The following is a 23,726-nucleotide window of genomic DNA, read 5'->3' on the forward strand; positions in this document are numbered from 1 at the left end:
TCTGCGCCCCGCGCACCGACGACGGGTTCCCGTACGGCAGCGTGCAGGCCGCGTCGGTGTTGAACGGCAACGGCGAGAGGTCGTTGCTCGGCCGGTGCGGCGTGTCCTCGTAGCCCTGGGTGCACGGCGGCGGGCCGTTGAAGTTCAGCACCAGCCCCATCCGCAGCGCGTCGCCGGAGTCGTTCAGCGCCGAACCCACCGCCGCCACCGCCCTCGGGGTGTCGGCGAAGAACTGCTGTTCCGCTTCGGTGCGGGTGCCGAACACGCGCGCCGTCGTCAGCAGGTTGGCCAGCAGGATCGGCAGGCCCGGGTCGTTCTCCTTGAGCAGCCCGCCGAGCTCGGACGCCGCCGGCGGGGCGGTCGCGATCAGGCGCCGCAGGTCGCCGTCGGAGTTCGCCAGCTGCTGGGCGAACACCTTGGCGTTGCTGCTGAACGAACGCCACTCCGCCGACGACCCGAGCTGCGTCCGCAGCACCGTCGCGCCGTCGTCGATCAGCTTCGACGTCTGCGGCAGGTGGCTGCCCGCCTCCTGGGTGAACGTCGTCGCCGAGTCCATCAGCGTCTGGAGGTCCGGGCCGGTGCCGCGCAGGGCGTCGTCGAGCTCGTTCACCACCGTGCGCAGGTCCTGGGTCGGCACCGACGCGGTGAACGAGTCCAGGTCCGTCAGCAGGTTGTTCACCGGCAGCGGCAGCGTCGTCGACTCGCGCCGGATGACCGAGCTGCCGTCGAGGTAGGGCGCGTTGGCCGTGCGCGGCTGCAGGTCGACGTACTGCTCGCCGACCGCCGAGCGGTTCGCCACCACGGCCCGCGAGTCCGCCGGGATCGGCGGGGCCGCGTCGTCGATCAGCAGGTCCGCCTCCATGCCGGTGACGGTGAGCCGCAGCTCGCCGACCCGGCCGACGGCGACCCCGCGGTAGGTCACCTCGCCGTTGGTGAACAGCCCGCCGCCCTCGGCGAGCTCGAGCTTCACCGTGTAGCTGCCGGAGCCGAACAGCCGGCCCAGCCCGGCGTAGTTGGCGCCGACGAACGCGGTCGTGGCCAGGGCGATCACGACGAACAGGACGACCTGGACGCGTACTCTGCGGCTCAGCATCAGCTGCCTCCGGAGACCCGGGTCCCGCTGCTCGGCAGCGGAAGCGTCGGCAGGCCGGGCGGGACACCCTGGCCGGGCGGGGGCAGCGGCACACCGGGTGCCGGGATCATCGAGGCGTAGGCGTTGACGTAGTCGCCCTTGATCGCGCCGAGCACCGAATCCGGGAACGGGAACGTCGGCAGCATCTGCAGCGACTGCGGCAGGTCCTGCCCGGCCGCGGCCAGCTGCCCCAGGATCGGGGCGAGCGCACGCAGGTCGGCGACCATGTCGTCGCGGGTGCGGTCGACGACGTCGGTGGCCACCGTGCCGAGCCGGTCCAGCGCCTGCAGCATCGACACCAGCTGCGTGCGCTGCTCGGTGAGCGTCTGCAACCCGGGCGTCAGGTCGGTCAGCGCCCCGGAGACCTGCTCGTGGCGGTTCGCCAGCGTGGCCGACAGGCGGTTCAGCCCGTCGAGCGCTTCGGTGATGTCCGAGCGGTGCGCGTCCAGGTCGGTCACCAGGGTGTTCACCCCGGAGAGGAACGACCGGATCTGTTCTTCGTTGCCGTCCATCACCTTCGACAGTTCACGGTTGATCGTCTGCAGCTGCCCGATCCCGCCGCCGTTGAGCAGCAGGGAAAGGGCGCCGAAGATCTCTTCGAACTCGGGGTTGCGGTTGGTGCGGTCCAGGGTGATCGTGGCGCCGTTCGCCAGCCGTCCGCTGCCCGCGGTCTTCGTGTCCGCGTCCGGTGGGGCCAGCTCGACGAACTTCTCGCCGAGGAGGCTGGACTGGCGCAGCCGCGCGACCGCGTTGGCGGGCAGCACGACGTCGCCGTTGACCTCCAGGACCGTTTCGGCCGTCCAGCCGTCCCCGCCCAGCCGGACTTCCCGCACCCGGCCGACCGGGACGTCCCCGACCTTCACCGCGGCCTGCGGCACCAGGTCGAGCACGTCGGCGAACTGCACGGTCACCGAGTACGGGTGGTCGCCGACGTCGGCGCCGCCCGGCAGGGGCAGGTCGTAGACGCCCTTGAACTCCCCCGCCGAGCAGCCGGCGAGCGTCAGGCACCCGACGGCCACGGCCGCGACGATGCGTTTCATCGGCCGCCTCCGTTCGTGTACACGTCGCCGGTGACCGGCAACGGCAGCGGCTGGAGGTAGTAGTCGAAGTTGCCGCGGCCGAGCAGCCGGCCGGTGGCCGGGTCGACCGCGTTGAGCACGTTGGTCACCGCGAGCGGGACGTCGTCGAGCGTTTCGGCCAGCGACGCGCGCTGCTCGACGAGGGTCCGCGTGGTCGTCACCAGGTTGTCCACATTGGCCTTGAGTGCGCCCCGGTTGTCGCGGATGAACGCCTGGACGTCGGCGAGCGCGCGGCCGAGGCCTTCGAGGGCCTTGGCCAGGTCGCCGCTGTTGGCGGCGAGGGTGCCGGAGATCTGCGCCAGCTGCTGGTTGACGTTGCTCACCTGGCCGTCGTTGGTGGCCAGCATGGTGGTGAACTGCTGGAGTTCGCTGACCGTGCCGAACAGGTCGCTCGAGTTGCCGGCCAGCGTGCGGGCCAGCTGGGCGAAGTTGCGGACGCTGTCGTTGAACGCGCGGCCGTTGCCCTGCAGGGTCTGCGCGCCGGTCTTCAGCAGGTCGGAAAGCGCGCCCTGGGAGTTGGCGCCGTTCGGGCCGAGTGCCTTCGAAATCGTGTCGAGGCTGGCGTAGAGCTGGTCGAGCTCCACCGGGGTGGCCGTCCGCTGGATCGGGATCGTCGCCCCGTCCGGCAGCCGCGGCCCGCCGCGGGCCGGCTTGGCGAACTGCAGGTACCGGTCGGCGACGACGCTGGGGGCGATCACCAGGAGCGTGGTGTCCTCGGCAACGCCGACCGAGCCGTCGACGCTCAGGTCCACCTGCACCTGGTCGCCGCGCGGGGTCACCTTGTCGACCTGGCCGATCCGGACGCCGAGCACGCGGACGTCCGAACCGGGGTAGACGCCGACCGCGCGCGTGAAGTACGCCGTGACGTGGTGCTGGCCGGAGCCGGAGAACACCCACCACAGCGCCGCCGAGACGACGAGGGCGAGCAGCAGGGCGGCGGCGACGAACCGGCTCGCCAGGACGCCGGCGCGGGTTGTGGTCAGCGCACTCACTTGGCCCCTCCCGGGTTCTTCGGCGGGGTGCAGGGGTCGTGGTTCTCGGGCAGCAGCCCGCAGAGGTAGGCGTCGATCCAGCGACCGTTGCCGGTCGTGTTGGTGAGCACCCGGAAGTACGGGCCGGCCAGCTGCAGGCCCCTGGTGAGGTTGGCGTCCTGCCGCTTGAGCAGGTCGGTGACCTGGTTGAGCGATTGCAGGGCCGGCTTCAGCGCGTCGGTGTTGTCCCGCACCAGCCCGCTGAGCTGGTCGGCCAGCCGCGCCGAGCCGTCGAGCAGGTCCCGGATCGCGTCGCGGCGGCTGTTCAGCTCGGTGAGCAGGAGGTTGCCGTCGCCGATCAGCTTCTCGAAGTCGTCGTTCGAGTTCGCCAGCGTCGTGGTCAGCTTCCGGGCGTTGGCGAGCAGTTCGGCGATCTGGCTGTCCCGGCTCGACACCGTCTTCGACAGCTGGGACAGCCCGTCGAGGGCGCTGCGCACGTGCTCGGGGGAATTGCGGAAGGTGTCCGACAGCGTGGTGAAGCTGTCCGCGAGCTGCTTGGTGTCGATCGCGCCCACGGTGTCGGCGAGGCCGTTGAAGGCGTCGGTGACGTCGTAGGGCGTGACCGTCCGGCTCCGGGGGATCGGCCGGTCCGGGTCCTGGACGGCGTCGCCGGTGGGGTTCAGCGCGAGGAACTTGCGGCCCAGCAACGTCTTGATCTTGATCTCGGCGGACGTGCGGTCGCCGATCCAGGCGTTCTTGACCCGGAAGGACACGAGGACGTGGTCGTCGGCCAGCTGCACCCGCCGGACCTCGCCGACCTTGATGCCGGCGATCCGGACCTCGTCGTCCTGCTGCAGGCCGGCGGCTTCGGAGAACTCGGCCTCGTAGGTGGTGCCGCCGCCGACGACCGGGAGGTTGTCGTAGTTGAGCGTCACGGTCAGCAGCGCGGCCAGCGCGACGCTGCCGATCACGCCCATGACGATCGGGTTGCGCTCCTTGAAGGACTTCACGATTCGCACCTCGGCGTGGGGACGAACACGCCGCGCGGGGGCGTGGTTTCGAGCGTGGCGCGGCAGAGGAAGAAGTTCATCCACGAGCCGTAGGTGGCGGTCCGGCCGATCTCGTTGAACTTCACCGGCAGGTTGGTCAGGAAGCTGTCCACATCGGACTGGTTCTGGGCCAGCGTGCCCGCGACGTCCTTCAGGCCGGCGATGCTGTCCTTCAGCGGCGGCCGGGCCTGCTCGAACAGCCCGGCGGTGGACTCGGTCAGCGCGCCGATCCCGCTGATCGCGTCGCCGATGGCCGCGCGGTCGCCGGCCAGCCCGGACACCAGCCGGCGCAGGGTGGAGACGAGGTTCGTGAGCGCGTCGCCCTTGCCGTTGACCGTCTTGAGCACGGTGTTGAGGTTCCCGATCACCTCGCCGATCACCTTGTCGCGTCCGGCGAGCGTGGTGGTCAGCGAACCGGTGTGCTGCAGGAGGCTCTCGACGGTGCCGCCTTCGCCCTGCAGCACCTGGACGATCTCGCCGGAGAGCTCGTTGACGTCGTTCGGCGACAGCGCCTGGAACAGCGGTTTGAAGCCGTTGAAGAGATCGGTGAGGTCCAGCGCGGGTGTCGTGCGGTCCAGCGGGATCTCGGCGCCCTCGGGCAGCTGCTCCCGGGTGGCGGTGTTCCCGCGTTCCAGGGCGACGTACCGCTGGCCGACCATGTTGCGGTACTTGATGACCGCGCGGACGTCGGCGGGCAGCCGCCGGCCCTGGTCGAGGGAGAACCCGACCACCGCCCGGTTGCGGTCGCCGATGTCGAGGGACTCGACCTGGCCGACGCGGACACCGGAGATGCGCACGTCGTCGCCGACGTTGAGCGAGGTGGCGTCGAGGAACTTGGCCGTGTAGCGCTCGGCGGCGCCGACGCCGGAGTTCGTGATGGAGATGGCCAGCAGGGCCGTCGCCAGTGCCGTGACGGCGATGAAGACGAGGCTCTTGATCAGCGGGGCGGCGATGTTCCTCACTTGAGCGTCACCTCCGTGCCGCGGAAGAGCGGGCCGACGAGCACGCTGCTCCAGGCCGGGACCTCGGCCGTCGGCACCCCGATCGACGGCGCGACCAGCGTGGACAGCAGCTGCTGCTCCTGCGGCGAGTTCGCGAGCCCGAGGTCACCCTGCCCGCCGGTGAGCAGGGGGTGCCCGGTGGTGCCCGGGGCCGCCGCGGCGGTGCCGATCGTCGGGGAAACACCCGAGGGGTAGCACCGCGGCTCGCCGCCGCCGGTGAAGCGCGGGTCGTCCCGGCCGGGCAGGTACTGGCCGCTGTCGGGGACGACCGCGACCTCGGCGTGCATGCCCGGTTCGTTCGTGCCCGCGCCGAGCACCTTGTCCATGGATTTCCTCAGTGCGTTGAGCGAGCCGATCGTGCAGGCGAAGCTGGGGGAGTACTTCGCCGCGATCTCCAGCGGCGCACGGCTGTCGGCGGCCAGGGAGATGAGGTTGTCCCGGTTGTTGGCCAGGAAGGTGGAAATCTCCTGCGACGACGACGTCACCTGCTGGTACACCCCGGCCAGGTCGGCCTGTTTCTCCTTGACCGTGCCGAGCGTGACCGCGGAGTCGGTGAGCGCGTCCAGCAGGTCGGGCGCGATGTCGCCGTAGAGCCGGGAAACTCCGGCCAGGTCCCGGATGTCCGAGGTGAGCTGCGGGAGGTCGGGGTTGAACTCCTTGAGGTAGTCCGAGGCGGCGCCGATGGTCTTCCCGAGCTGCTCGCCGCGTCCCTCCAGCGCCGTCGAGACCGCGGTCAGCGTCGTGGCCAGCTTCTGCGGCTGGACCGCCTGCAGGACCGGCAGCAGGTTGTCGAAGACCCGTTCCAGCTCGACCGCGTTGGCCGACCGGTCCTGCTCGATGACGTCGCCGGCGACCAGGTGCGGGGCCCGCTCGCCGTCCGGGATGGACAGCTGGACGTACCGTTCGCCGAACAGCGTCTTCGGCACGAGCAGCGCGGAGACGTTGCGGGGCAGCATGTCCACCTTGCCCGGTTCGAGAGCAAGCGCTATCTCGGCGCCCTGCGGCGTCGCCCGGACGTCGCGGATCTCGCCGACGAGCACGCCGCGGGCCTTGACCTGGCCGCCCGGGGAGAGCTGGTTGCCGATGCGGCTCGCCTTGAGCGTCACCGGGACCGTGGTGACGAAGTCCTTGTCGTACACCTTGATGGACAGCGTCACGAGGACGCCCATCACCACCAGGAACAGCACACCCGCGGTGCGGACCCCGGCCTTGTGGCGGGTTTCGCGTCTCATCCGGCCACCTGCACGGTCGTCGTCGCGCCCCAGATCGCCAGGGACAGGAAGAAGTCGAGGACGCTGATCGCGACGATCGCGGTGCGCACCGCGCGGCCCACCGCGACGCCGACACCGGCCGGGCCGCCGCTCGCGCGGAAGCCGTAGTAGCAGTGCGCCATGACCACCACGACGCTGAACACCAGGACCTTCCCGAACGACCACAGCACGTCGCCGGGCGGCAGGAACAGCAGGAAGTAGTGGTCGTAGGTGCCCGCGGACTGGCCGAAGAACAGCACCGTGACCTCACGCGAAGCGAGGTAGCTCGACAGCAGCCCGATCGCGTAGAGCGGGATGACGGCGAGGAAGCCGGCGATCACCCGGGTCGTCACCAGGTACGGGACGCTGGGGATGCCCATGACCTCGAGGGCGTCGATCTCCTCGGAGATCCGCATCGCGCCGAGCTGGGCGGTGAAGCCGCAGCCGACCGTGGCGCTCAGCGCGAGCCCGCTGACCAGCGGCGCGATTTCGCGCGTGTTGAAGTAGGCGGAGACGAACCCGGCGAACGCCGACGTCCCGACCTGGTTGAGCGCGGAGTAGCCCTGGAGGCCGACGACCGTTCCGGTGGCGACGGTCATCCCGATCATCACGCCGATCGTGCCGCCGATGACGGCCAGCGCGCCGCTGCCGAAGCTGACCTCGGCCAGCAGGCGGACGACCTCGCGCAGGTAGCGGTGCAGGGCCCGCGGGGTCCAGGCGATCGCGCGGAGGAAGAAGAGGATCTGGTCGCCGAGCGTGTCGAGGAAGCCGAACCGGCGGTCGACGGCCTCGCGTACCCGAGCTGTTCTCGGGAGGTCCGTGGTCGTCACTTCAGCTCCCCTTGGGCGGCACGAGTTGCAGGTAGACGGTGGTGAGGATCAGGTTCAGCACGAACAGCAGCAGGAACGTGATGACCACGGACTGGTTGACCGCGTCGCCGACACCCTTCGGGCCGCCCTTGGGGTTGAGGCCGCGGTAGGAGGCGACCACCCCGGCGACGAAGCCGAAGATGAGGGCCTTGATCTCGCTGATCCACAGGTCCGGCAGCTGGGCCAGCGCGGAGAAGCTGGCCAGGTAGGCGCCCGGGGTGCCGTGCTGCATGATCACGTTGAAGAAGTAGCCGCCGAGCACGCCGACGACGCTGACCATGCCGTTGAGGAAGACCGCGACCCCCATCGCGGCGAGCACCCGCGGCACGATGAGCCGCTGGACCGGCGAGACACCGAGCACCTCCATCGCGTCGATCTCTTCGCGGATGGTGCGGGAGCCGAGGTCGGCGCACATCGCGCTGCCGCCGGCGCCGGCGATGAGCAGCGCCGTCACGATCGGGCTGGCCTGCTGGATGATCGCCAGCACGCTCGCCGCGCCGGTGAACGACTGCGCGCCGATCTGCGTGGTCAGCGAGCCGATGTGCAGCGCGATCACCGCGCCGAACGGGATCGAGACCAGCGCGGTCGGCAGGATCGACACGCTCGCGATGAACCAGAACTGCTGGATCAGCTCGCGTACCTGGAACGGGCGGCGGAAGGTCAGCCGGACGACGTCGAAACCGAGCCCGTAGAGCCGGCCGGTCTGCCGCAGTGCGGCCGCCCCCGGGAACGACGCCGTCGTCGTCCGTTCGGCCATTCGTGTGCCTCCAGCGGTTTCGGCGGCACGACGAATACGCCCGAATTGACCAAGGGGAAATGGTCCGAATGGGGTAACAAATTCCGGCCATTCACGGTCTCGGGGGTACCGTGCCGTTTCCTACTGGTCGGTACGCTAACGACGGCCTTGCTGGGAGACAAGAACTTGAGCAGGATCACGGGGTCACGGGCTGGTAACCCCACATTTCTTGTCCGGCGCTGACAAACGGACCCGATCTTGTTGTCAGCGGAGGAAAAGAAACTTACCTCCCGGCCGCACCCCGGCTTGACGATGCCCGCCGGTTTGTCAATTCCCGCGCACCGGGCTCGCGTGCTGGAGGAGCCGGCACGCGTGATCGGGGAGCCGGCACGCGTGATTGCGGAGACGACACGCCGCGGAGCCTGGGCGGCGCCGTGTCGACCCTTCCATCACGCGTGCCGACCCTCGAATCACGCGTGCCGACCCTTCGGGCACGTCAGGACTTGAGGGCGGCGAGGAGTTCGTAGGAGCGGACGCGGTCGGCGTGGCCGTGGACCATCGTGGTGACCATCAGCTCGTCCGCGCCGGTGTCGGCGAGGAGCTGCTCTAGTCCCTTGTGGACGGTTTCCGGCGAGCCGATGATGCTGGAGCCGAAGCGCTCGGCCAGGAACGCGCGGTCCATCTCGGTGTACGGGTACTCCGCGGCCTCTTCCGGTGTCGGCATCGCGATCGGGCGGCCGCGGCGGAGGCTGAGGAACGTCAGCGCGCTCGGGCCGGCCAGGAAGCGGGCGCGCTCGTCCGTTTCGGCGGCGACCACGGACACGCCGAGCATCACATACGGCTCGTCGAGCACGCCGGGCCGGAAGTTCTCGCGGTACAGCTGCACGGCCGGGATCGTGTTCTCGGCGGCGAAGTGGTGCGCGAAGGAGAACGGCAGCCCGAGCCGTCCGGCCAGCTGGGCGCTGAAGCCGCTCGAGCCGAGCAGCCACACCGGCGGCTGGTTGCCCTCGGCCACCACCGCGTTGACCCCGCGGGCCTCCGAGTGGGTGAAGTAGCCGATCAGCTCCTGCAGGTGCTCCGGGAAGTTCTCCGCGGACAGCCCGCCCGGGCCGCGCAGCGCCAGCGCCGTTCGCTGGTCGGTGCCGGGCGCGCGGCCGATGCCGAGGTCGATCCGGCCGGGGTGGAACGCCTCCAGGGTGCCGAACTGCTCGGCGACCACCAGCGGCGCGTGGTTGGGCAGCATGATCCCGCCCGAGCCGACGCGGATGCGCTCGGTGGCGTCGGCGACGTGCCCGATCAGCACGACGGTGGCCGAGCTGGCGATGCCGGGCATGTTGTGGTGCTCGGCCAGCCAGTAGCGGTGGTAGCCCAGCCGTTCCGCGGCGCGGGCGAGGTCCAGGGTGTTGCGCAGTGTCTCGCCGACGGTGTTCCCCTCCGAAACGGGGGACAGGTCGAGCACGGACAGCGGCACGTCAGGCAGTGAGCTCACAACCGGGGTCAACGCCCCGGTGCCGCCATTGCTTCCCGCAGCGCCGCCGGATCACCGCCGCGGAAGGTCACGACGCCGTCCGGACGCACGAGCAGCGCGTCGGCCGGGGCGTCCGGGCAGGCGGCTGTGACGATCTTCACGCCCGGCGCCGCGGCTTCCCGCAGGTCGGCGCGGTCGGCGAAGTCGAACAGCACGGTCCGCGCGGCCCGCATGATCTCCGCCACCCGGGTCGGCTCGCCGCCGACCGTCAGCGGCAGGTCGGGCACGTACGGCAGTTCGTCGGCGTCCCGCAGGAGCTCGCCCAGGTGCCGGGTCGCCTCGGGAAACGCGGCCAGCTCGCCGAAGAGCGTCCGCAGGGCGTCGCCGTCCTCGCCGGTCAGGCGGTCGAGCAGGGCTTGGACGCGGGTCTGCGTCAACGTCCGCGCCGCCACCGGGCGCCGCTCGCTGTGGTAGCTGTCGAGGAGGCTTTCCGGCGCCGAACCGCGCACGACGGCGGCGAGCTTCCAGCCGAGGTTGACCGCGTCGAGCAGTCCGACGTTGAGCGAAGACCCGCCGGCGGGAAAGACGTGTGCGGCGTCGCCGGCCAGGAGCACGCGCCCGGCCCGGTACCGGTCGGCGAGCCGCGCCGAACTCGTCGTCCGCGACAGCCAGAGCGGTTCGCCGAGCGGCAGATCGGTGCCGAGCACCCGCTTCACGGCGTCGCGGAACTCCGCCAGCGTCGGTTCGCCGGCCGGCTCGGGGGCCACCTCGCGGACGCCGGCGATCACCACGCCGGGCGTCAGCGACGTCACCAGCACGCGGCCGCCGGGACGGCGGTTCCAGCCGCGCGCCAGCCCGGAGCCGAACAGCGGAAGGGTGCCGCGGAAGTGCCCGAGGCGCATCAGCTCGCCGTCGGTGGTGCCGGGGAACCCGATGCCGGCCAGCTCGCGGACCCGGCTGTGCGCGCCGTCGCAGCCGACGACGTACCGCGCGTCCAGGCGGTGTTCGCCGTCCGGGCCGCGCACGGTGCCGAGATCGACGAGTTCGTGCCCACGCCGGATTTCGGCGCCGAGTTCGCGGGCGCGCTCGGTCAGCAGCGCCTCCATCCGCGGCTGCTGCAGCATCAGCCCGGGCACGGGCGTGGTCAGCGGCACCGGCCCGAACGGGAGGCCGGGGAAGGGGCCGGTGAACGCGGCCTCGGCCCGGAACCGGTCCAGGAGCCCCCGGTGGTCGAGCTGCTCGACGATCCGGCCGACGAGCCCGTTCGCCCGCGGCCGCTCGTCCGGCGCGGCCCGCCGGTCGAACACCACCACCTCGGCCCCGCCGAGCCGCAGCTCCGCCGCCAGCATCAGGCCCACCGGGCCCGCTCCGATCACCGCGATCTCCATGACACTCTCCCCGCTGTCAGTTCAAACTGACGACCATGTCAGGCTAGACTGACACACCGTGGAAGCGGAAGAGCTTTCGGGACGCGTCTCGGAAACGGACCCGGCGGTGGCGTTGCGGGCGGTGGGGGCCCTGCACCGGCTCGCCGAGCAGGTCGAAGCGGCGGCCGTCGCGCACGCGCGCGGGCAAGGCTGGTCGTGGGAGCAGATCGGGGACGCGCTCGGCGTCGCCCGCCAGTCCGTGCACGCGAAGTACGGGAAATGAGGTGCTCGTGCTCGACCGGATGATCGCCAAGAGCCCGTTCGCCGCGGTGGTGACGGCGGCCCTGGCGGAGTCCCGCCGCCGCGGCGACCGGCGGCTCGGCACCGAACACCTGCTGCTCGGCCTGCTGCACGACCCGGACAGCGCGCGCTCGCTCGGCACCGGCCTGGCCGAAGCCCGCGCGGCCCTGGACCGCCTGGACCGGGCGGCCCTGGCGGCGCTCGGCATCGAGGTCGAAGGCCTCCGCCCGGCCGAAGTCCCGATGCGGCGCGGAAAGCTGACCCCGGGCGCGCTGACGTCCGGGGCCCGCGCGGTCGTCAACGAGGCGATCCGCGGGACACCGCGGCCACGGGATCCAGTGCGGCTGCTGCGGGTGCTCGTGAAGCTGACGCCGCCCGATCCGGCGGCCGATCTGCTGGTCGAACTGGGCGTGGATGCCGAAGCTGTTCGCCGGCAGCTGGATTCGCCTCCGTGAACTCGCGGGATTGGCTACGGTGGGCGAATCGGAAAATGAACAACAGGAGGACCGGTTGCCGCGTCCCGAGCGCCCCTTGGATCCCGGAGACGATCTGCTGATCGAATTCGCCGCCGATCTCCGGCGGTTGCGCGAGAGCGCCGGGAATCCGACCTACCGCGAGCTCGGGCGGCGGGCGCACTACTCGGCCGGGACGCTGTCGGAAGCCGCCGGTGGGCGGAAACTTCCCAGCCTGGCGGTCACCTTGGCCTACGTCCGGGCCTGTGGCGGGGTGCCGGGGGAATGGGAGGAACGCTGGCACGCCGTCGCCGAAGAGTCGCGCGCCGAGGGTGCCGATTCACCGCCGGAGCCGGAATCCGGCGAAATTCCGCCGTACGTCGGGCTCGCCGCTTTCACCCCGGCCGACGCGGGCCGATTCTTCGGCCGCGAACGGCTCGTCGAAAAACTTGTCGAACGACTCGCGAGACAACGTTTTCTCGCCGTACTCGGCGCGTCCGGCTCGGGGAAGTCGTCCCTGCTGCGGGCCGGTCTGCTGCCGTCGGTGAAGGGGCCGGTCGTGCTGCTCACCCCGGGGCACCGGCCGCTGCAGGAGTGCGCGGTCAAGTTCGCCGCCGCGCTCGGGGTCGCACCGGGCGCCCTGCTCGACGACTTCGCCGCGCACCCGCGCAACCTCGGGCTTGCCGGCCGTCAGCTGGCCGAGGGCGAGGACGAGGACGTCGTGCTGGTGGTCGACCAGTTCGAGGAGGTCTTCACCCTCTGCCAGGACGACCAGGAGCGGGCCCGCTTCCTCGACGCGCTCGTCACCGCGACCACCGAACCCGGCAGCCGCACCCGGGTGGTCCTCGGCATCCGCACCGACTTCTACACCCACTGCGCGCGGCACGCCGAGCTCGCCGAGGCCATGCAGGACGCCCAGATCCTGGTCGGCCCGATGACGACCGAGGAACTCCGGCAGGCGATCTCGCGGCCCGCCGTCGACACCGGGTACCGCGTCGAGACGGCCCTCGTCTCCCGGCTCGTCGCGGACGCCACCGGCCAGCCCGGCGTGCTGCCCCTGCTTTCGCACGCGCTGCTGGAGACGTGGCGGCGGCGCCGCGGCACCACGCTGACCCTCGCCGGGTACGAGTCGACCGGCGGCATCGAGCGGGCCATCGCGCAGACGTCCGAAGGCACCTTCGCGAAGCTCTCCCTGCGCCAGCAGCGGCTGGCGCGGCAGATCTTCCTGCGGATGACCGCGCTCGGCGAAGGGACCGAGGACACCAAGCGGCGCATCGGCCGCGCCGAGCTCGACGCCGACGACGAGGACACCACCGTCGTCCTCGGCGAGCTGGCCGCGGCCCGGCTGGTCACCCTCGACGAGACCGGCATCGACATCGCCCACGAAGCCCTCATCCGCGGCTGGCCGCGGCTGCGCGAGTGGCTCACCGAAGACCGCGAAGGCCTGCGCGTCCACCGGCAGCTCACCGAGGCGACCGGCGCCTGGGAGTCCGTCGACGAAGACCCCGGCTGGCTCTACCGCGGCACCCGGCTGGCCATCGCCCGGGAGTGGGCCGCGCGCCAGGACTCGGCGCTGTCCCAGCGGGAACGGCGGTTCCTCGACGCGAGCCTCGCCGTCGAACACGCCGAACAGGAACAGGACCGCCGCCGCACCCGCCGGCTGCGCCAGCTGGTCGCCCTGCTCGCGGTGCTGCTGGTCTTCGCCGTGGCCGCCACCGTCTACGCCGTGCGCGCCGAGTCCACGGCCACCGAGCAGCGCAACAACGCGCTCGCGCAGAAGGTCGCCGGCCAGGCGCTGGCCATGCGCGCCACCAACCCCGCGCTCGCCGCGCAGCTCGCGCTCGCCGCGTACCGCCTGGATCCCGGCGCCGAGGAGCGCAGCGGCCTGCTCGGCATGTTCGGCTCGCCGTACGCGACCCGGCTCACCGGGCACACCGGCCGGGTCAACACCGTCGCCCTCCGCCCGGACGGGCAGGTCATCGCCACGGCCAGCTGGGACGGGACGGCCCGGCTCTGGGACGTCCGCGACCCGCACCACCCGGTGCCGTTGGGCGTGCTCGCCGGGCACGAGGGCAACGTGAACAACGTCGCCTTCGCGGCCGACGGCCGGACAGTCGCCACCGCGGGCTTCGACGGCACCGTCCGCGTCTGGGACGTCGCCGACCCGGCGCGGCCGGGGCCCGGCACGACGATCGAGCGGCACGAGGGCAAGGCCTACGCGGTCGCCTTCAGCCCGGCCGGGCCGCTGCTGGCGACCGCCGACGTCAAGGGCACGATCCGGTTCTACGACACGACCGACCCCGCGCACCCGCGGCCGTCGGGGGAGCTGACCGGGCACACCTCCTACGTCAACAACCTCGCCTTCAGCGGCGACGGCCGGCTGCTCGCCTCCGCGTCGGCCGACAAGACCGCGCGCATCTGGGACGTCGCTTCGCGCACGCAGCTCGGCGTCGTGGCCGGGCACACCGACGTCGTGCACTCGGTCGCGTTCCGCCCCGGCGGGCCCGTCCTCGCCACGGCGAGCCAGGACCAGACCGCGCGGCTGTGGGACATCGCCGACCCGGCCCACCCGGCGCCGCTGGCGTCGCTCACCACGCACAAGGCGACCGTGCGCTCGGTGGCGTTCGCCGCCGACGGGCGCACCCTCGCGACCACCGGCTTCGACCGCACGGCCCGGCTGTGGGACGTCGCCGACCCGCGGCAGCCCCGCGAGCTGCAGTCCCTGCCCGGGCACACCGGCGCGGTCGTCTCCGCGGTGTTCACCCGCGACGGCCGCACCCTCGCCACGGCCAGCGACGACCAGTCCGCCCGGCTCTGGGACCTGCCCGGCCCCGGCATCCCCGCGCACACGGCCCAGACCTGCCACGTCGCCTTCGGCACCGGGGGCAAGCTGCTGGCCTCCGGCGGCTACGACGAAACCGTGCGGCTGCACGACCTCACCGACCCGCGCGCGCCGCGGGCGCTGGCCACGATCGGCGGCTTCGGCGACGCGGTCTGCGGCGTCGCCATCAGCCCGGACGGCCGCACCCTGGCCACCGGCAGCTGGGACCACACGATGACGCTGCGGGACATCACCGACCCGGCCGAGCCCGGGCCGCCGGTGGTGTTCAACCGGCTTCACGACGACGTCGACGCGGTCGCCTTCAGCCCGGACGGCCGGCTGCTCGCCACCGCGGGCGACGGCCACACGGCCCGGCTGTGGGACCTGACCGACCGCACCCGGCCGGTCGAGATCGCGAAGCTCGAGGGCCACGACGACGACGTCCACACCCTCGCCTTCAGCCCCGACGGCCGGACGCTCGCCACGGCGGGCTGGGACCACACCGCGCGGCTCTGGGACATCTCGGCGCCCCGGGCCCCGCGGCCGCTCGCGAAGCTGGCGGGGCACACGGACACGATCTTCTCGGTCGCCTACAGCCCCGACGGCAGGCACGTCGCCACGGCGAGCGCCGACCGCACGGTCCGCCTCTGGGACGTCACGGACCCGGCGCGCGTGCCGCCCCCGGCGGTCCTGGACGGCCACGCGGACGTCGCCATGTCGGTGTCCTTCAGCGGCGACGGCCGGACGCTGGCGTCCGGCAGCTACGACCGCACGATCCGGCTGTGGGACGTGGCCGCGGCGGCGCCGTACGCGGTGCTGCCGGAGCAACGCGACCGCGTCTACGTCGCGCAGTACGCGCCGAACGGCCACACCCTGGCCGGCGGCGGCGCGGACGGCTCGGTGCGCTTCTGGGAAGGTGATCCCGACCGGGCGGCCGAACGGATCTGCGCGGCGGTGTCACCCCGGATCAGCGAGACTGAGTGGAGCGAAAGCTTCCCGGACCTCGATTACACCCCGCCCTGCCCCTGACCGGGTTGTTCGGCGTTGTTGTTCGGTGCGCGAGCGCGGACACCGAACAACCCGGATCGACTAGACATGCCCTCGGACGATGTCGTCCCACGACGTTCATTTCACCGGGGGTCTGAAGGGCTCCTTCGAGGACACGGGAACCCGCCACCCGCTCCGCGAAGGGGCCCTTCAGCGTTTTTCCGGGTCAGGCGGCCGGGATCCAGTCCGGGTTCGAGGCGAGCACGATCAGCTGCTGCGTCGCCCGGGTCAGCGCCACGTACAGCACCCGCCGCCCGGTCGTCGACTCGGTGATCAGGTCGTTCGGCTCGACCAGGACCACCGCGTCGTACTCCAGGCCCTTCGAGTCCAGGCTGCCCACGACCTTCAGCCGCTCGTCCGCCTGCCCCGACAGCCAGCCCGCGACCTCCGGGACCCGGTCCATCGCCGTGATGACGCCGACCGTGCCCTCCACCGCGCCCAGCAGTTCCTTCACCGCCGCCTGCGTCGCGGCCGCCAAGCCCGCCGCCTCGACCGGGCGGACCTCCGGCTCCACCCCGGTGCGGCGGACCGCCACCGGCAGCTCGCCGGACTCCGCGTGCCCGGCCACGACCTTCGCGGCCAGGTCGAAGATCTCCGCCGAGTTCCGGTAGTTCGTGCGCAGCGTGAACCGGCGCCGGGCCGTCTTGACGCCGAACGCCTGGTCCCGCGCCGAAGCCGCCTCCGCCGGGTCCGGCCACGAGCTCTGCACCGGGTCGCCGACGACCGTCCAGCTCGCGTACTTGCCGCGCCGGCCGACCATCCGCCACTGCATCGGCGACAGGTCCTGCGACTCGTCGACGACCACGTGCGAGTACTCGTCGTAGTGCTCCGGCCGCGTCGGCGCCCCGCCCGAGCGCTGCGGCTCGACCTCGATCACCTGGCGCCGCTTGCGCTTCGGCTCCGGCCCGACCAGGACGCGCAGCTCGTCCAGCAGCGCCACGTCCGCGATCGACCAGCCCCGCGACCGGTCCGCGAAGTCCGCGGCCAGCATCGAGATCTCCTGGCGGTTCAGGACGCCCTTCGCCGACGAGGCCAGCCGCTTCTCGTCGCCCAGCCACTTGAGGATCTGCGCCGGGTACAGCACCGGCCACCAGACGACCAGGAAGCGGTGGAAGTCGATCCGCTCGCCCAGGTCGGTGACCAGCTCGGCGCGGTCGAGCTGCCTGCCGTCGTCCTTCGCGTGCTCCTCGGCCTTCGCGGCGAGGGCGTCCAGCAGCAGCTCGGCCGCCCGGATCCGCGACCGGTTCGGCGGCGCGCCCTGCGTGTGGGCCTTGCGGCGCACCTTCTCCAGCTCGCGCGCGTTCAGCTTGAGGACTTCGCCGCGGTAGACGATCCGCATCTCCTCGGGCGCCTCCGGCGGGGTGTCCCGCAGCGCCCGGAGCAGCACCTTCCGCATCCGCAGCGATCCCTTGACGGCGGCGAGCGGCGCCGCGTCCTGCCGCGTCGCCTCCAGGCCGTCGAGGACCTCGCCGAGCGCGCGCAGCTCGACGTTCGTCTCACCCATGGAGGGGAGGACCCGCGAGATGTAGCTGGTGAACACCCCGGACGGCCCGATGACCAGCACACCGGCCCCGCCGAGCTGACGCCGGTAGCGGTACAGCAGGTAGGCCGCGCGGTGCAGCGCGACCGCGGTCTTGCCGGTGCCCGGGCCGCCGGTGATCTCGGTGACCCCGCGCCACGGCGCCCGGATGACCTCGTCCTGTTCCTTCTGGATGGTCGCGACGATGTCGCGCATCTTCTCGCCGCGCGAACGCCCCAGCGCGGCCATCAGCGCGCCTTCGCCGACGATCTGCATGTCCTCGGGGACGGCGTCGGCGATCAGGACGTCGTCGTCGACGTCGAGGACGTTCTGGCCGGAGCAGCGGATCACGCGCCGCCGCACGACGTCCATCGGTTCCTCGGCCGTGGCCTGGTAGAACGCCGCCGCGGCGGGCGCGCGCCAGTCGGTCACGAGGTTGTCGAACTCGGCGTCCCGGATGCCCAGCCTGCCGACGTAGGTGCGTTCTCCCTCGCGGTCGTCGAGCCGGCCGAAGACGAGGCCTTCGTACTCGGCGTCGAGCGTCTGCAGCGTCTGGTTGGCGTGGTAGACCATCATGTCGCGCTCGAACAGCATCGACGCCTGCTCGAAGATCGCCTCGCGCTGCGCTCCCTGGCCGATCTCGTAGCCCTTCGTCCGCATGGCCTCGGCCTGGACCCGCAGTTCGTCCAGACGGGTGTACACGCGATCGACGTGGGCTTGCTCGATGGCGATCTCGGCCCGTCTGACCCGAGGTTCGGACACGCATGGCTCCTTGACAGCTTTGGGATCGCCTCCGAGGGCGAAGAACGACTCTACGCGGTGGCCCGGGCGGGGACACCCGTGTCCCGGTCATCCGGGCCGCGTGCCGTCCCCCACAATCGGGGGGTGACCAGGATCGTGGCCGGGACGGCGGGCGGACGGCGGCTGAAGGTGCCGCCGAAGGGCACCCGGCCGACGTCGGAACGCGTGCGGGAAGCCCTGTTCAACGCCCTGGAGACGGCGGGCGAGCTGGACGGCGCCCGCGTCCTCGACCTCTACGCCGGCTCCGGCGCGCTCGGCCTCGAAGCCCTCTCCCGGGGCGCGGCGGACGCGCTGTTCGTGGAGTCCGACCGGCGGGCGGTGGACGTCCTGCGCGGCAACGTCGCGGCGCTGGGCCTGGGCGGCACGGTCCGCGCCGGGCAGGTCGAAGCGGTCGTCGCGGCGCCCGCGCCCGCCGCGTACGACCTCGTGCTGGCCGACCCGCCGTACGCCGTGGACGCGGCCGCGCTCGGGTCCGTCCTGGCCGCGCTGGCCACGGGCGGCTGGCTGGGGCCGTCGGCCCTGGTGGTGATCGAGCGCGCCGCCCGCGACGGCGAGCCGGACTGGCCGCCGGGCTTCGAGCCGACGCGCGCGAAGAAGTACGGCGACACGGCCGTGTTCTGGGCGGAGTTCACGGCTGTGGCGTGAACCACGCGGCGGAGACCGGGTGCGGCACGGTAGCGTCCGCGCCATGCGGCGTGCGGTCTGTCCCGGTTCCTACGACCCGGCCACCAACGGCCACCTCGACATCATCGAACGGGCCAGCGTGCTGTTCGACGAGGTCGTCGTCGCGGTGGGGGTCAACCGGTCGAAGAAGGGGCTCTTCGAGGTCTCCGAACGGCTCGACATGCTTCGCGAGATCACCGCGAAGCTGCCGAACGTGCGGATCGACTCGTGGGAGGGCCTGCTGGTCGACTACTGCCGCGACAACGACATCGCGGCGGTCGCCAAGGGCCTGCGCTCGGTCAGCGACTTCGACTACGAGCTGCAGATGGCGCAGATGAACCGCGAGCTCACCGGCGTCGAGACGCTGCTGATGGCGAACAACCCGGCGTACGGCTTCGTGTCCAGCTCGCTGGTCAAGGAGGTCGCCGCGCTCGGGGGGGACATCGAGCACCTCGTCCCGCCGATCGTCTACGAGCGGCTTTCGCAGAAGTTCCCCAAGCTCGGGCGCTGACCTCCCACGGCGTCCACATCGGAGCCGCCGGTGTCCGGTTCCCGTCGTTCGGCCCCCTTCGATCGTCGGGACTTCGGCCCGGTGGTGCGGGAGTTCACGTCGACGTCTCCTGACGATCATTCGATCGGGTTACGGTCCGAAAATGACCAACTACCGATCACGCCTGGTCGCGGTCCTCTTCGCGCTCCTGGCCACGCTGTTCGCCGGGGTCACCGCCGCCTCCGCGGCTTCCTCGGCCTCCCCGGCGGTCGTCGCGCAGAACTCCTGCGGGAACCTGTCCGGCTTCTCGCACACGACGCTCTCGGCGCTCCCGGCCGAAGCGACGACGACGTACAACCTGATCCAGACGGGCGGGCCGTTCCCGTACCCGAAGAACGACGGCGTCGTCTTCGACAACCGTGAGGGCATCCTCCCGGCCTGCGCGTCGGGCTACTACCACGAGTACACGGTGCCGACGCCGGGCTCGAGCACGCGCGGCACGCGCCGCATCGTGACCGGCAGCGCGGGCGAGTACTTCTACACCGGCGACCACTACGCGACCTTCAAGGTCATCGACGTCGGCGGCGGCACGACGCACGCCTGCGGCGACCTGTCCGGCCTGGCGAAGATCGGCTACTCGCAGCTGTCGTCGGCGGCGAAGACCGTCGTGAACAACGTGCGGAACGGCGCTTCGACGGGGACGACGTACGAGAACCGCGAAGGCGTGCTCCCGGCCTGCGCGGCCGGCTATTACCAGCTGTTCGCCGTCGGCACCAACGACCGCGTGATCTCCGGCAAGGCGGGCGAGCTGGCCTACACGCCCGACCGCTACGCCACTTTCAAGCGGATCGACCTGAATTCCTGATCCGTGCAACGCGCCGCGCCCCCTCGTCCGTGAGGTACACGGGAAGACGGACGAGGAGGCGCGATGCGGGCTGCGGACGACGCGGACTTCCGGGAGTTCGCCCGGGCGCGCGCCCTCGTGCTGAGACGCACGGCGTACCTGCTCTGCGGCGACTGGCACCTCGCGGAGGACCTGGTCCAGAACGCCCTGGTCAAGCTGTACCGGGTCTGGCCGAAGATCACCCGGCGGGGGCCCGTCGACAACTACGCTCGCCAGGTCCTGCTGCGCTGCTGGCTCGACGAGTCCCGGCGGCCGTGGCGGCGTCGCGAACGCCGTGACGGCATCGTGCCGGACCGGCCGGCCGCGGCGCCCGAGACCGGGATTTCCGGCCCGCTCCTGCGCGCCCTCGCCGAAGTCCCGCCGAAGCAGCGCGCGGCCGTCGTCCTCCGGTACTGCGCCGACCTGCCGGCGGCGGAGGTCGCGGAAGTGCTGCGCTGCTCGGAGGGAACCGTCCGGAGCCAGGCCGCCCGCGGGCTCGAGACCCTCCGGGGCGTGCTCGAGCACAGCGCGGAGAGGAGCGTGTGATGACCGACCTCGAAACCCGCCTGCGCGAGGTGGAGGTCCCCGAACCGCCGCTCGGCTTCGACCCGGACGAGGTCGCCGACCGCGCGGCCCGGCACGTCCGGCACGTCCGGAAGCGCACGGCCGGGATCGCGATCGTGGCCGTCGCGGTCGCCTCCGTGGCGGCCGCGGCCCTCTTCGGCCCCGGACCGGCCCCGGCGCAGCCCGCGGCCCCGCTCCTGCCGCCGTCGCCCGCCGAACAGGCGCGGATCAACCGGGCGTTCGACGCTGCCCTCGTCCGGGTGGTGCCCGGGCGGCAGAGCCTGACCGTGGGCCAGTCGTACTCCGACGCCCTCACCCCGGACCGGATGAGCACGTCGGCCCAGCTCGTCGACGCGGCCGGCGTGCGGGGATTCCTGCAGCTGACGGTCCGCGGCCCACGGACCGCCCAGCAGGTCGTGCCGCCCGACCGGGCCTGCTCCGATTCCGTCACGCCGCTGCACTGCACCCGGCGGTCGCTGCCCGGCGGCCTGGAGCTGAGGATCTCCTGGCTGGGCTCCGAGACCAGCCCCGGCGTCATCGTGCAGTGGGTCGACCAGGGGTTCCTGTACCGCCCGGACGGCTCGACCGTGACGATCCGCGGCTATCCGGGGCTGTCGCTGACCGAGGAACAGTTCGTGCAGCTGATCACCGATCCGGCGTTCGTGCTGCGGTAGCGGCTCCGGCGCCGGGCGTGGTCCAGGGGGACACGCCCGGCGCCGGTCGCGTTCACCGCTTCCGCGCCCGATGCGGGCAGACTGGTCCACAGCGACAGGGGATTGGAGTTGCCGTGTACCGGGTTTTCGAGGCGCTCGACGAGCTCGTGACCATCGTCGAGGAGGCGCGCGGCGTCCCGATGACGGCCAGCTGCGTCGTGCCCCGGGGTGACGTGCTGGAACTCCTCGACGACGTCCGCGACGCACTGCCGGCGGAGATCGACGACGCCCAGGACGTCCTCGACAAGCGCGACGACCTGATCCACGCGGCCCGCAAGGAAGCGGGCGAAACGGTGGCGGGCGCGAACGCCGAGGCCGAGCGCGCGATCGCCGACGCGACGGACGAAGCGGAGCGCATCCTCGCCGACGCGCGCGCCCGGGCCGAGCAGATGCTCGCCGACGCGCACGACCAGGCCGACCGCACGGTGGCGGCGGGCCAGGCGGAGTACCAGAACCTCACCGACCGCTCCCGCGCTGAGTCCGAGCGCATGATCCAGGCGGGCCGCGACGCCTACGACCGGGCGATCGAGGACGGCCGGGCCGAGCAGGCCCGGCTGGTGGCCCAGACCGAGGTGGTCCAGGCGGCCCACGCGGAGTCGGCCCGGATCGTGGACGAGGCCCACGCGGAGGCGGACCGGCAGCGCGCGGACTGCGACGCGTACGTGGACGGGAAGCTGGCGGAGTTCTCGGAGCTGCTGGCCACGACGCTGCGGACGGTGGATTCGGGACGGAACCACCTGCGCTCGCCGGCGAACCTGCCGAGTTCGGGCGGGCGGCCGACGCTCTACGACTACCAGGTGTGACGAGCCTCTCGCCCTTCGGCCACCCCGCGCGCCGTCCCTGCTCAAAAGGGGTGGCGACCCGTGCGTACTCTGGACTGGATGTCCGAGAACAAGACCCCCCAGCTCGACGACCGCAGCCCCTGGGTGATCGACACCCGTGAGCTCGGCCGTCACGCCGGCCTCAGCCGCGCGATCACGCGCAGCGTGCCGGTGGAGACGCCGCTCGGCGTCCCCGACGTCATCACCATCGAAGCCGGCTCCGAGCTGGCACTGGACCTGCTCCTCGAGTCCGTCGTCGAAGGCGTCCTCGTCAGCGGCACCGCCACGGCCACCGCGAAGGGCACCTGCGCCCGCTGCCTCGACCCGCTGACCGAAGAGGTCGAGGTCGAGGTCCAGGAGCTGTTCGCCTACCCGGGGTCGGCCACCGAGGAGACCACCGACGAGGACGAGATCCCCCGGCTGGTCGACGACAAGATCGACCTCGAGCCCATCGTGCGCGACGCCGTCGTGCTGGCCCTGCCGCTGGCGCCGCTGTGCACCGAGGACTGCGCCGGGCTCTGCACGGAGTGCGGCGTCAAGTGGGCCGATCTCGAGCCCGGACACGGGCATGAGAAGATAGACCCTCGGTGGGCCGCACTCGTCGAGCGCTTCGACGAGAACGCGGGCGAAAAGCCCGGGCCCAGCTGAGCAAGCCTGACGAGCGTCCAGCTCGTTCCGGAGGAAAGTTCGCTCGCACGACCGCGAGCAGACCGTCATAAGGAGATCTACTCGTGGCCGTCCCGAAGCGGAAGATGTCGCGATCCAACACGCGCTCCCGCCGCAGCCAGTGGAAGGCGGCTCCGGTGCAGCTGGTGCCCTGCTCCAACCGCGCCTGCAAGCAGCCGAAGCTCCAGCACATCGCGTGCCCGTCGTGCGGCCAGCACAACGGTCGCCAGGTCGTCGAGCCCGCCTGATCGGGTAGCCGATATGGGGGGCAAGACGCCCGGGGGACCACCAGCCGATCCGGCGCCGTTGCTCGAAGCGCTCGGGGTCACCCTCGACCCCGAGCTGCTCCGGCTGTCGCTGACCCACCGCTCGTACGCGTACGAGAACGGCGGGCTGCCGCCGAACGAGCGTCTCGAGTTCCTGGGTGACGCCGTGCTCAGCGTCGTGGTCACCGATCACCTCTACACCACGCACCCCGACCTGCCCGAAGGGCAGCTCGCGAAGCTCCGCGCCAGCGTCGTCAACATGCACGCCCTGGCGCGGGTCGCCCGCGGGCTCGGCGAAGGCGGTCTCGGGGCACACCTGCTGCTGGGCAAGGGCGAAGAGCTCACCGGCGGCCGGGACAAGGCGAGCATCCTCGCCGACGGCCTGGAGGCGGTGATCGGTGCCGTCTACCTCGAGCACGGCATCGAGATCGCCCGCAAGCTCGTGCACCACCTCTTCGACGGCCTGCTCGCCGAAGCGCCGCTGCGCGGGGCGGGGCTCGACTGGAAGACGAGCCTGCAGGAGCTGACCGCGTCGGCCGGTCTCGGCGTGCCCGAGTACAAGGTCGAGGACACCGGGCCGGACCACCGCAAGGAGTTCACGGCCACCGTGCTGGTCGTCGGCCGTCCCCTCGGGCACGGCACCGGGTCGACGAAGAAGGAAGCCGAGCAGAAGGCCGCCGAGACGGCCTGGCGTTCGCTGTCCGCCGAACTCGAGGCCCAGAAGAAGGCCGAACCGGAGTCCTGATCAGCGGGAACCCTCGTTGACGTTTGCCCGGACCGCTCAGTAGCGTGTGGACA

Annotated in this window: 23 protein-coding genes; 12 read left to right on the plus strand and 11 right to left on the minus strand. The window is 71.9% G+C overall.

The annotated features are described in order from the left end of the window. The 10 genes from CCN39_RS17295 to CCN39_RS17340 form a co-directional block, all read right to left on the minus strand. The coding region (locus CCN39_RS17295) for an MCE family protein (protein ID WP_086843203.1) at nt 1-1,093 on the minus strand (1,093 nt) is incomplete at its 3' end. Beyond that, nucleotides 1,093-2,172, minus strand: coding sequence for an MCE family protein (locus tag CCN39_RS17300; RefSeq protein ID WP_167455110.1), 1,080 nt, complete (start codon nt 2,170-2,172; stop codon nt 1,093-1,095). The genes CCN39_RS17295 and CCN39_RS17300, both read right to left, overlap by 1 nt. Next, nucleotides 2,169-3,203, minus strand: coding sequence for an MCE family protein (locus tag CCN39_RS17305; RefSeq protein WP_086843205.1), 1,035 nt, complete (start codon nt 3,201-3,203; stop codon nt 2,169-2,171). Before CCN39_RS17305 ends, CCN39_RS17300 begins: the two co-directional genes overlap by 4 nt. Continuing rightward, complete coding sequence (locus tag CCN39_RS17310; protein WP_086843207.1) at nt 3,200-4,192, minus strand: MCE family protein; 993 nt, start codon at nt 4,190-4,192, stop codon at nt 3,200-3,202. The genes CCN39_RS17305 and CCN39_RS17310 overlap by 4 nt, the downstream gene beginning before the upstream one ends. Further along, entirely contained in the window at nt 4,189-5,193 is a 1,005-nt protein-coding gene (locus CCN39_RS17315; RefSeq protein ID WP_086843209.1) for an MCE family protein, read from the minus strand. The genes CCN39_RS17310 and CCN39_RS17315 overlap by 4 nt, the downstream gene beginning before the upstream one ends. Beyond that, on the minus strand, nt 5,190-6,464 hold the full coding sequence (locus CCN39_RS17320; RefSeq protein ID WP_086843211.1) for an MCE family protein: 1,275 nt from the start codon (nt 6,462-6,464) through the stop codon (nt 5,190-5,192). The genes CCN39_RS17315 and CCN39_RS17320 overlap by 4 nt, the downstream gene beginning before the upstream one ends. Further along, nucleotides 6,461-7,312: an MlaE family ABC transporter permease gene (locus tag CCN39_RS17325; protein ID WP_086843213.1), complete on the minus strand. Its 852-nt coding sequence runs from the start codon at nt 7,310-7,312 to the stop codon at nt 6,461-6,463. The genes CCN39_RS17320 and CCN39_RS17325 overlap by 4 nt, the downstream gene beginning before the upstream one ends. 1 nt (nt 7,313) lies before the next feature. Beyond that, nucleotides 7,314-8,108 carry an MlaE family ABC transporter permease gene (locus CCN39_RS17330; RefSeq protein ID WP_086843216.1) on the minus strand — a complete coding sequence of 265 codons (795 nt, stop codon included), beginning with the start codon at nt 8,106-8,108 and terminating at the stop codon, nt 7,314-7,316. A gap of 475 nt (nt 8,109-8,583) precedes the next feature. Continuing rightward, a complete protein-coding gene (locus CCN39_RS17335) occupies nt 8,584-9,576 on the minus strand; it encodes an LLM class flavin-dependent oxidoreductase (RefSeq protein WP_208630255.1) in 993 nt (330 codons plus the stop codon). Between the two features lie 8 nt (nt 9,577-9,584). Continuing rightward, complete coding sequence (locus CCN39_RS17340; RefSeq protein WP_086843220.1) at nt 9,585-10,943, minus strand: FAD-dependent monooxygenase; 1,359 nt, start codon at nt 10,941-10,943, stop codon at nt 9,585-9,587. Between the two features lie 58 nt (nt 10,944-11,001). Between CCN39_RS17340 and CCN39_RS17345 the strand changes: the two genes are divergently transcribed. The 3 genes from CCN39_RS17345 to CCN39_RS17355 are packed head-to-tail and all read left to right on the plus strand — an operon-like array spanning nt 11,002 to nt 15,524. Then, nucleotides 11,002-11,205: a hypothetical protein gene (locus tag CCN39_RS17345; protein WP_086843223.1), complete on the plus strand. Its 204-nt coding sequence runs from the start codon at nt 11,002-11,004 to the stop codon at nt 11,203-11,205. A 1-nt stretch (nt 11,206) separates the two neighbouring features. Then, the gene (locus CCN39_RS17350; protein ID WP_086843224.1) at nt 11,207-11,677 is read left to right on the plus strand and encodes a Clp protease N-terminal domain-containing protein; all 471 of its coding nucleotides are present in this window, start codon (nt 11,207-11,209) and stop codon (nt 11,675-11,677) included. 55 nt (nt 11,678-11,732) lie between these two features. Further along, nucleotides 11,733-15,524, plus strand: a complete 3,792-nt coding sequence (locus CCN39_RS17355; RefSeq protein WP_434781110.1) for an nSTAND1 domain-containing NTPase — start codon at nt 11,733-11,735, stop codon at nt 15,522-15,524. 184 nt (nt 15,525-15,708) lie between these two features. Here CCN39_RS17355 and CCN39_RS17360 read toward each other — a convergent pair whose 3' ends face one another. Next, the gene (locus CCN39_RS17360; protein ID WP_086843228.1) at nt 15,709-17,823 is read right to left on the minus strand and encodes a HelD family protein; all 2,115 of its coding nucleotides are present in this window, start codon (nt 17,821-17,823) and stop codon (nt 15,709-15,711) included. A 123-nt stretch (nt 17,824-17,946) separates the two neighbouring features. Between CCN39_RS17360 and rsmD the strand changes: the two genes are divergently transcribed. From rsmD to rnc, 9 genes are all read left to right on the plus strand, one after another. After that, entirely contained in the window at nt 17,947-18,507 is a 561-nt protein-coding gene (rsmD, locus tag CCN39_RS17365) for a 16S rRNA (guanine(966)-N(2))-methyltransferase RsmD (protein WP_208630256.1), read from the plus strand. A gap of 43 nt (nt 18,508-18,550) precedes the next feature. After that, the gene (gene coaD / locus CCN39_RS17370; protein ID WP_086843232.1) at nt 18,551-19,036 is read left to right on the plus strand and encodes a pantetheine-phosphate adenylyltransferase; all 486 of its coding nucleotides are present in this window, start codon (nt 18,551-18,553) and stop codon (nt 19,034-19,036) included. 142 nt (nt 19,037-19,178) lie between these two features. Further along, nucleotides 19,179-19,880: a ribonuclease domain-containing protein gene (locus tag CCN39_RS17375; protein ID WP_086843234.1), complete on the plus strand. Its 702-nt coding sequence runs from the start codon at nt 19,179-19,181 to the stop codon at nt 19,878-19,880. Nucleotides 19,881-19,943: 63 nt separating this feature from the next. Beyond that, nucleotides 19,944-20,444 (plus strand): SigE family RNA polymerase sigma factor, encoded by a 501-nt coding sequence (locus tag CCN39_RS17380; protein WP_086843236.1) that lies wholly within the window; start codon nt 19,944-19,946, stop codon nt 20,442-20,444. Next, nucleotides 20,444-21,136, plus strand: a complete 693-nt coding sequence (locus CCN39_RS17385) for a hypothetical protein (RefSeq protein ID WP_086843238.1) — start codon at nt 20,444-20,446, stop codon at nt 21,134-21,136. Before CCN39_RS17380 ends, CCN39_RS17385 begins: the two co-directional genes overlap by 1 nt. Nucleotides 21,137-21,249: 113 nt before the next feature. Continuing rightward, nucleotides 21,250-21,978: a DivIVA domain-containing protein gene (locus CCN39_RS17390; protein ID WP_013223687.1), complete on the plus strand. Its 729-nt coding sequence runs from the start codon at nt 21,250-21,252 to the stop codon at nt 21,976-21,978. 78 nt (nt 21,979-22,056) lie between these two features. After that, nucleotides 22,057-22,644, plus strand: coding sequence for a YceD family protein (locus tag CCN39_RS17395; RefSeq protein ID WP_167455111.1), 588 nt, complete (start codon nt 22,057-22,059; stop codon nt 22,642-22,644). A gap of 83 nt (nt 22,645-22,727) precedes the next feature. Beyond that, complete coding sequence (gene rpmF / locus CCN39_RS17400) at nt 22,728-22,910, plus strand: 50S ribosomal protein L32 (protein WP_013223689.1); 183 nt, start codon at nt 22,728-22,730, stop codon at nt 22,908-22,910. Nucleotides 22,911-22,923: 13 nt separating this feature from the next. Further along, nucleotides 22,924-23,673: a ribonuclease III gene (gene rnc, locus CCN39_RS17405; RefSeq protein WP_208630257.1), complete on the plus strand. Its 750-nt coding sequence runs from the start codon at nt 22,924-22,926 to the stop codon at nt 23,671-23,673. The last annotated feature ends 53 nt before the right edge of the window (nt 23,674-23,726 follow it).

It is taken from the genome of Amycolatopsis kentuckyensis (genome assembly GCF_002155975.1).
Lineage (GTDB): Bacteria > Actinomycetota > Actinomycetes > Mycobacteriales > Pseudonocardiaceae > Amycolatopsis > Amycolatopsis kentuckyensis.

What these genes read in the sequence shown, in the direction of transcription:
- CCN39_RS17385 (WP_086843238.1), top strand. Translation starts at nt 20,444, where the DNA reads ATGACCGACCTCGAAACCCGCCTGCGCGAGGTGGAGGTCCCCGAACCG.
- CCN39_RS17380 (WP_086843236.1), top strand. Translation starts at nt 19,944, where the DNA reads ATGCGGGCTGCGGACGACGCGGACTTCCGGGAGTTCGCCCGGGCGCGC.
- CCN39_RS17395 (WP_167455111.1), top strand. Translation starts at nt 22,057, where the DNA reads ATGTCCGAGAACAAGACCCCCCAGCTCGACGACCGCAGCCCCTGGGTG.
- CCN39_RS17320 (WP_086843211.1), bottom strand. Translation starts at nt 6,464, where the DNA reads ATGAGACGCGAAACCCGCCACAAGGCCGGGGTCCGCACCGCGGGTGTG.
- coaD (WP_086843232.1), top strand. Translation starts at nt 18,551, where the DNA reads ATGCGGCGTGCGGTCTGTCCCGGTTCCTACGACCCGGCCACCAACGGC.
- CCN39_RS17330 (WP_086843216.1), bottom strand. Translation starts at nt 8,108, where the DNA reads ATGGCCGAACGGACGACGACGGCGTCGTTCCCGGGGGCGGCCGCACTG.
- CCN39_RS17375 (WP_086843234.1), top strand. Translation starts at nt 19,179, where the DNA reads ATGACCAACTACCGATCACGCCTGGTCGCGGTCCTCTTCGCGCTCCTG.
- CCN39_RS17300 (WP_167455110.1), bottom strand. Translation starts at nt 2,172, where the DNA reads ATGAAACGCATCGTCGCGGCCGTGGCCGTCGGGTGCCTGACGCTCGCC.
- CCN39_RS17340 (WP_086843220.1), bottom strand. Translation starts at nt 10,943, where the DNA reads ATGGAGATCGCGGTGATCGGAGCGGGCCCGGTGGGCCTGATGCTGGCG.
- rnc (WP_208630257.1), top strand. Translation starts at nt 22,924, where the DNA reads ATGGGGGGCAAGACGCCCGGGGGACCACCAGCCGATCCGGCGCCGTTG.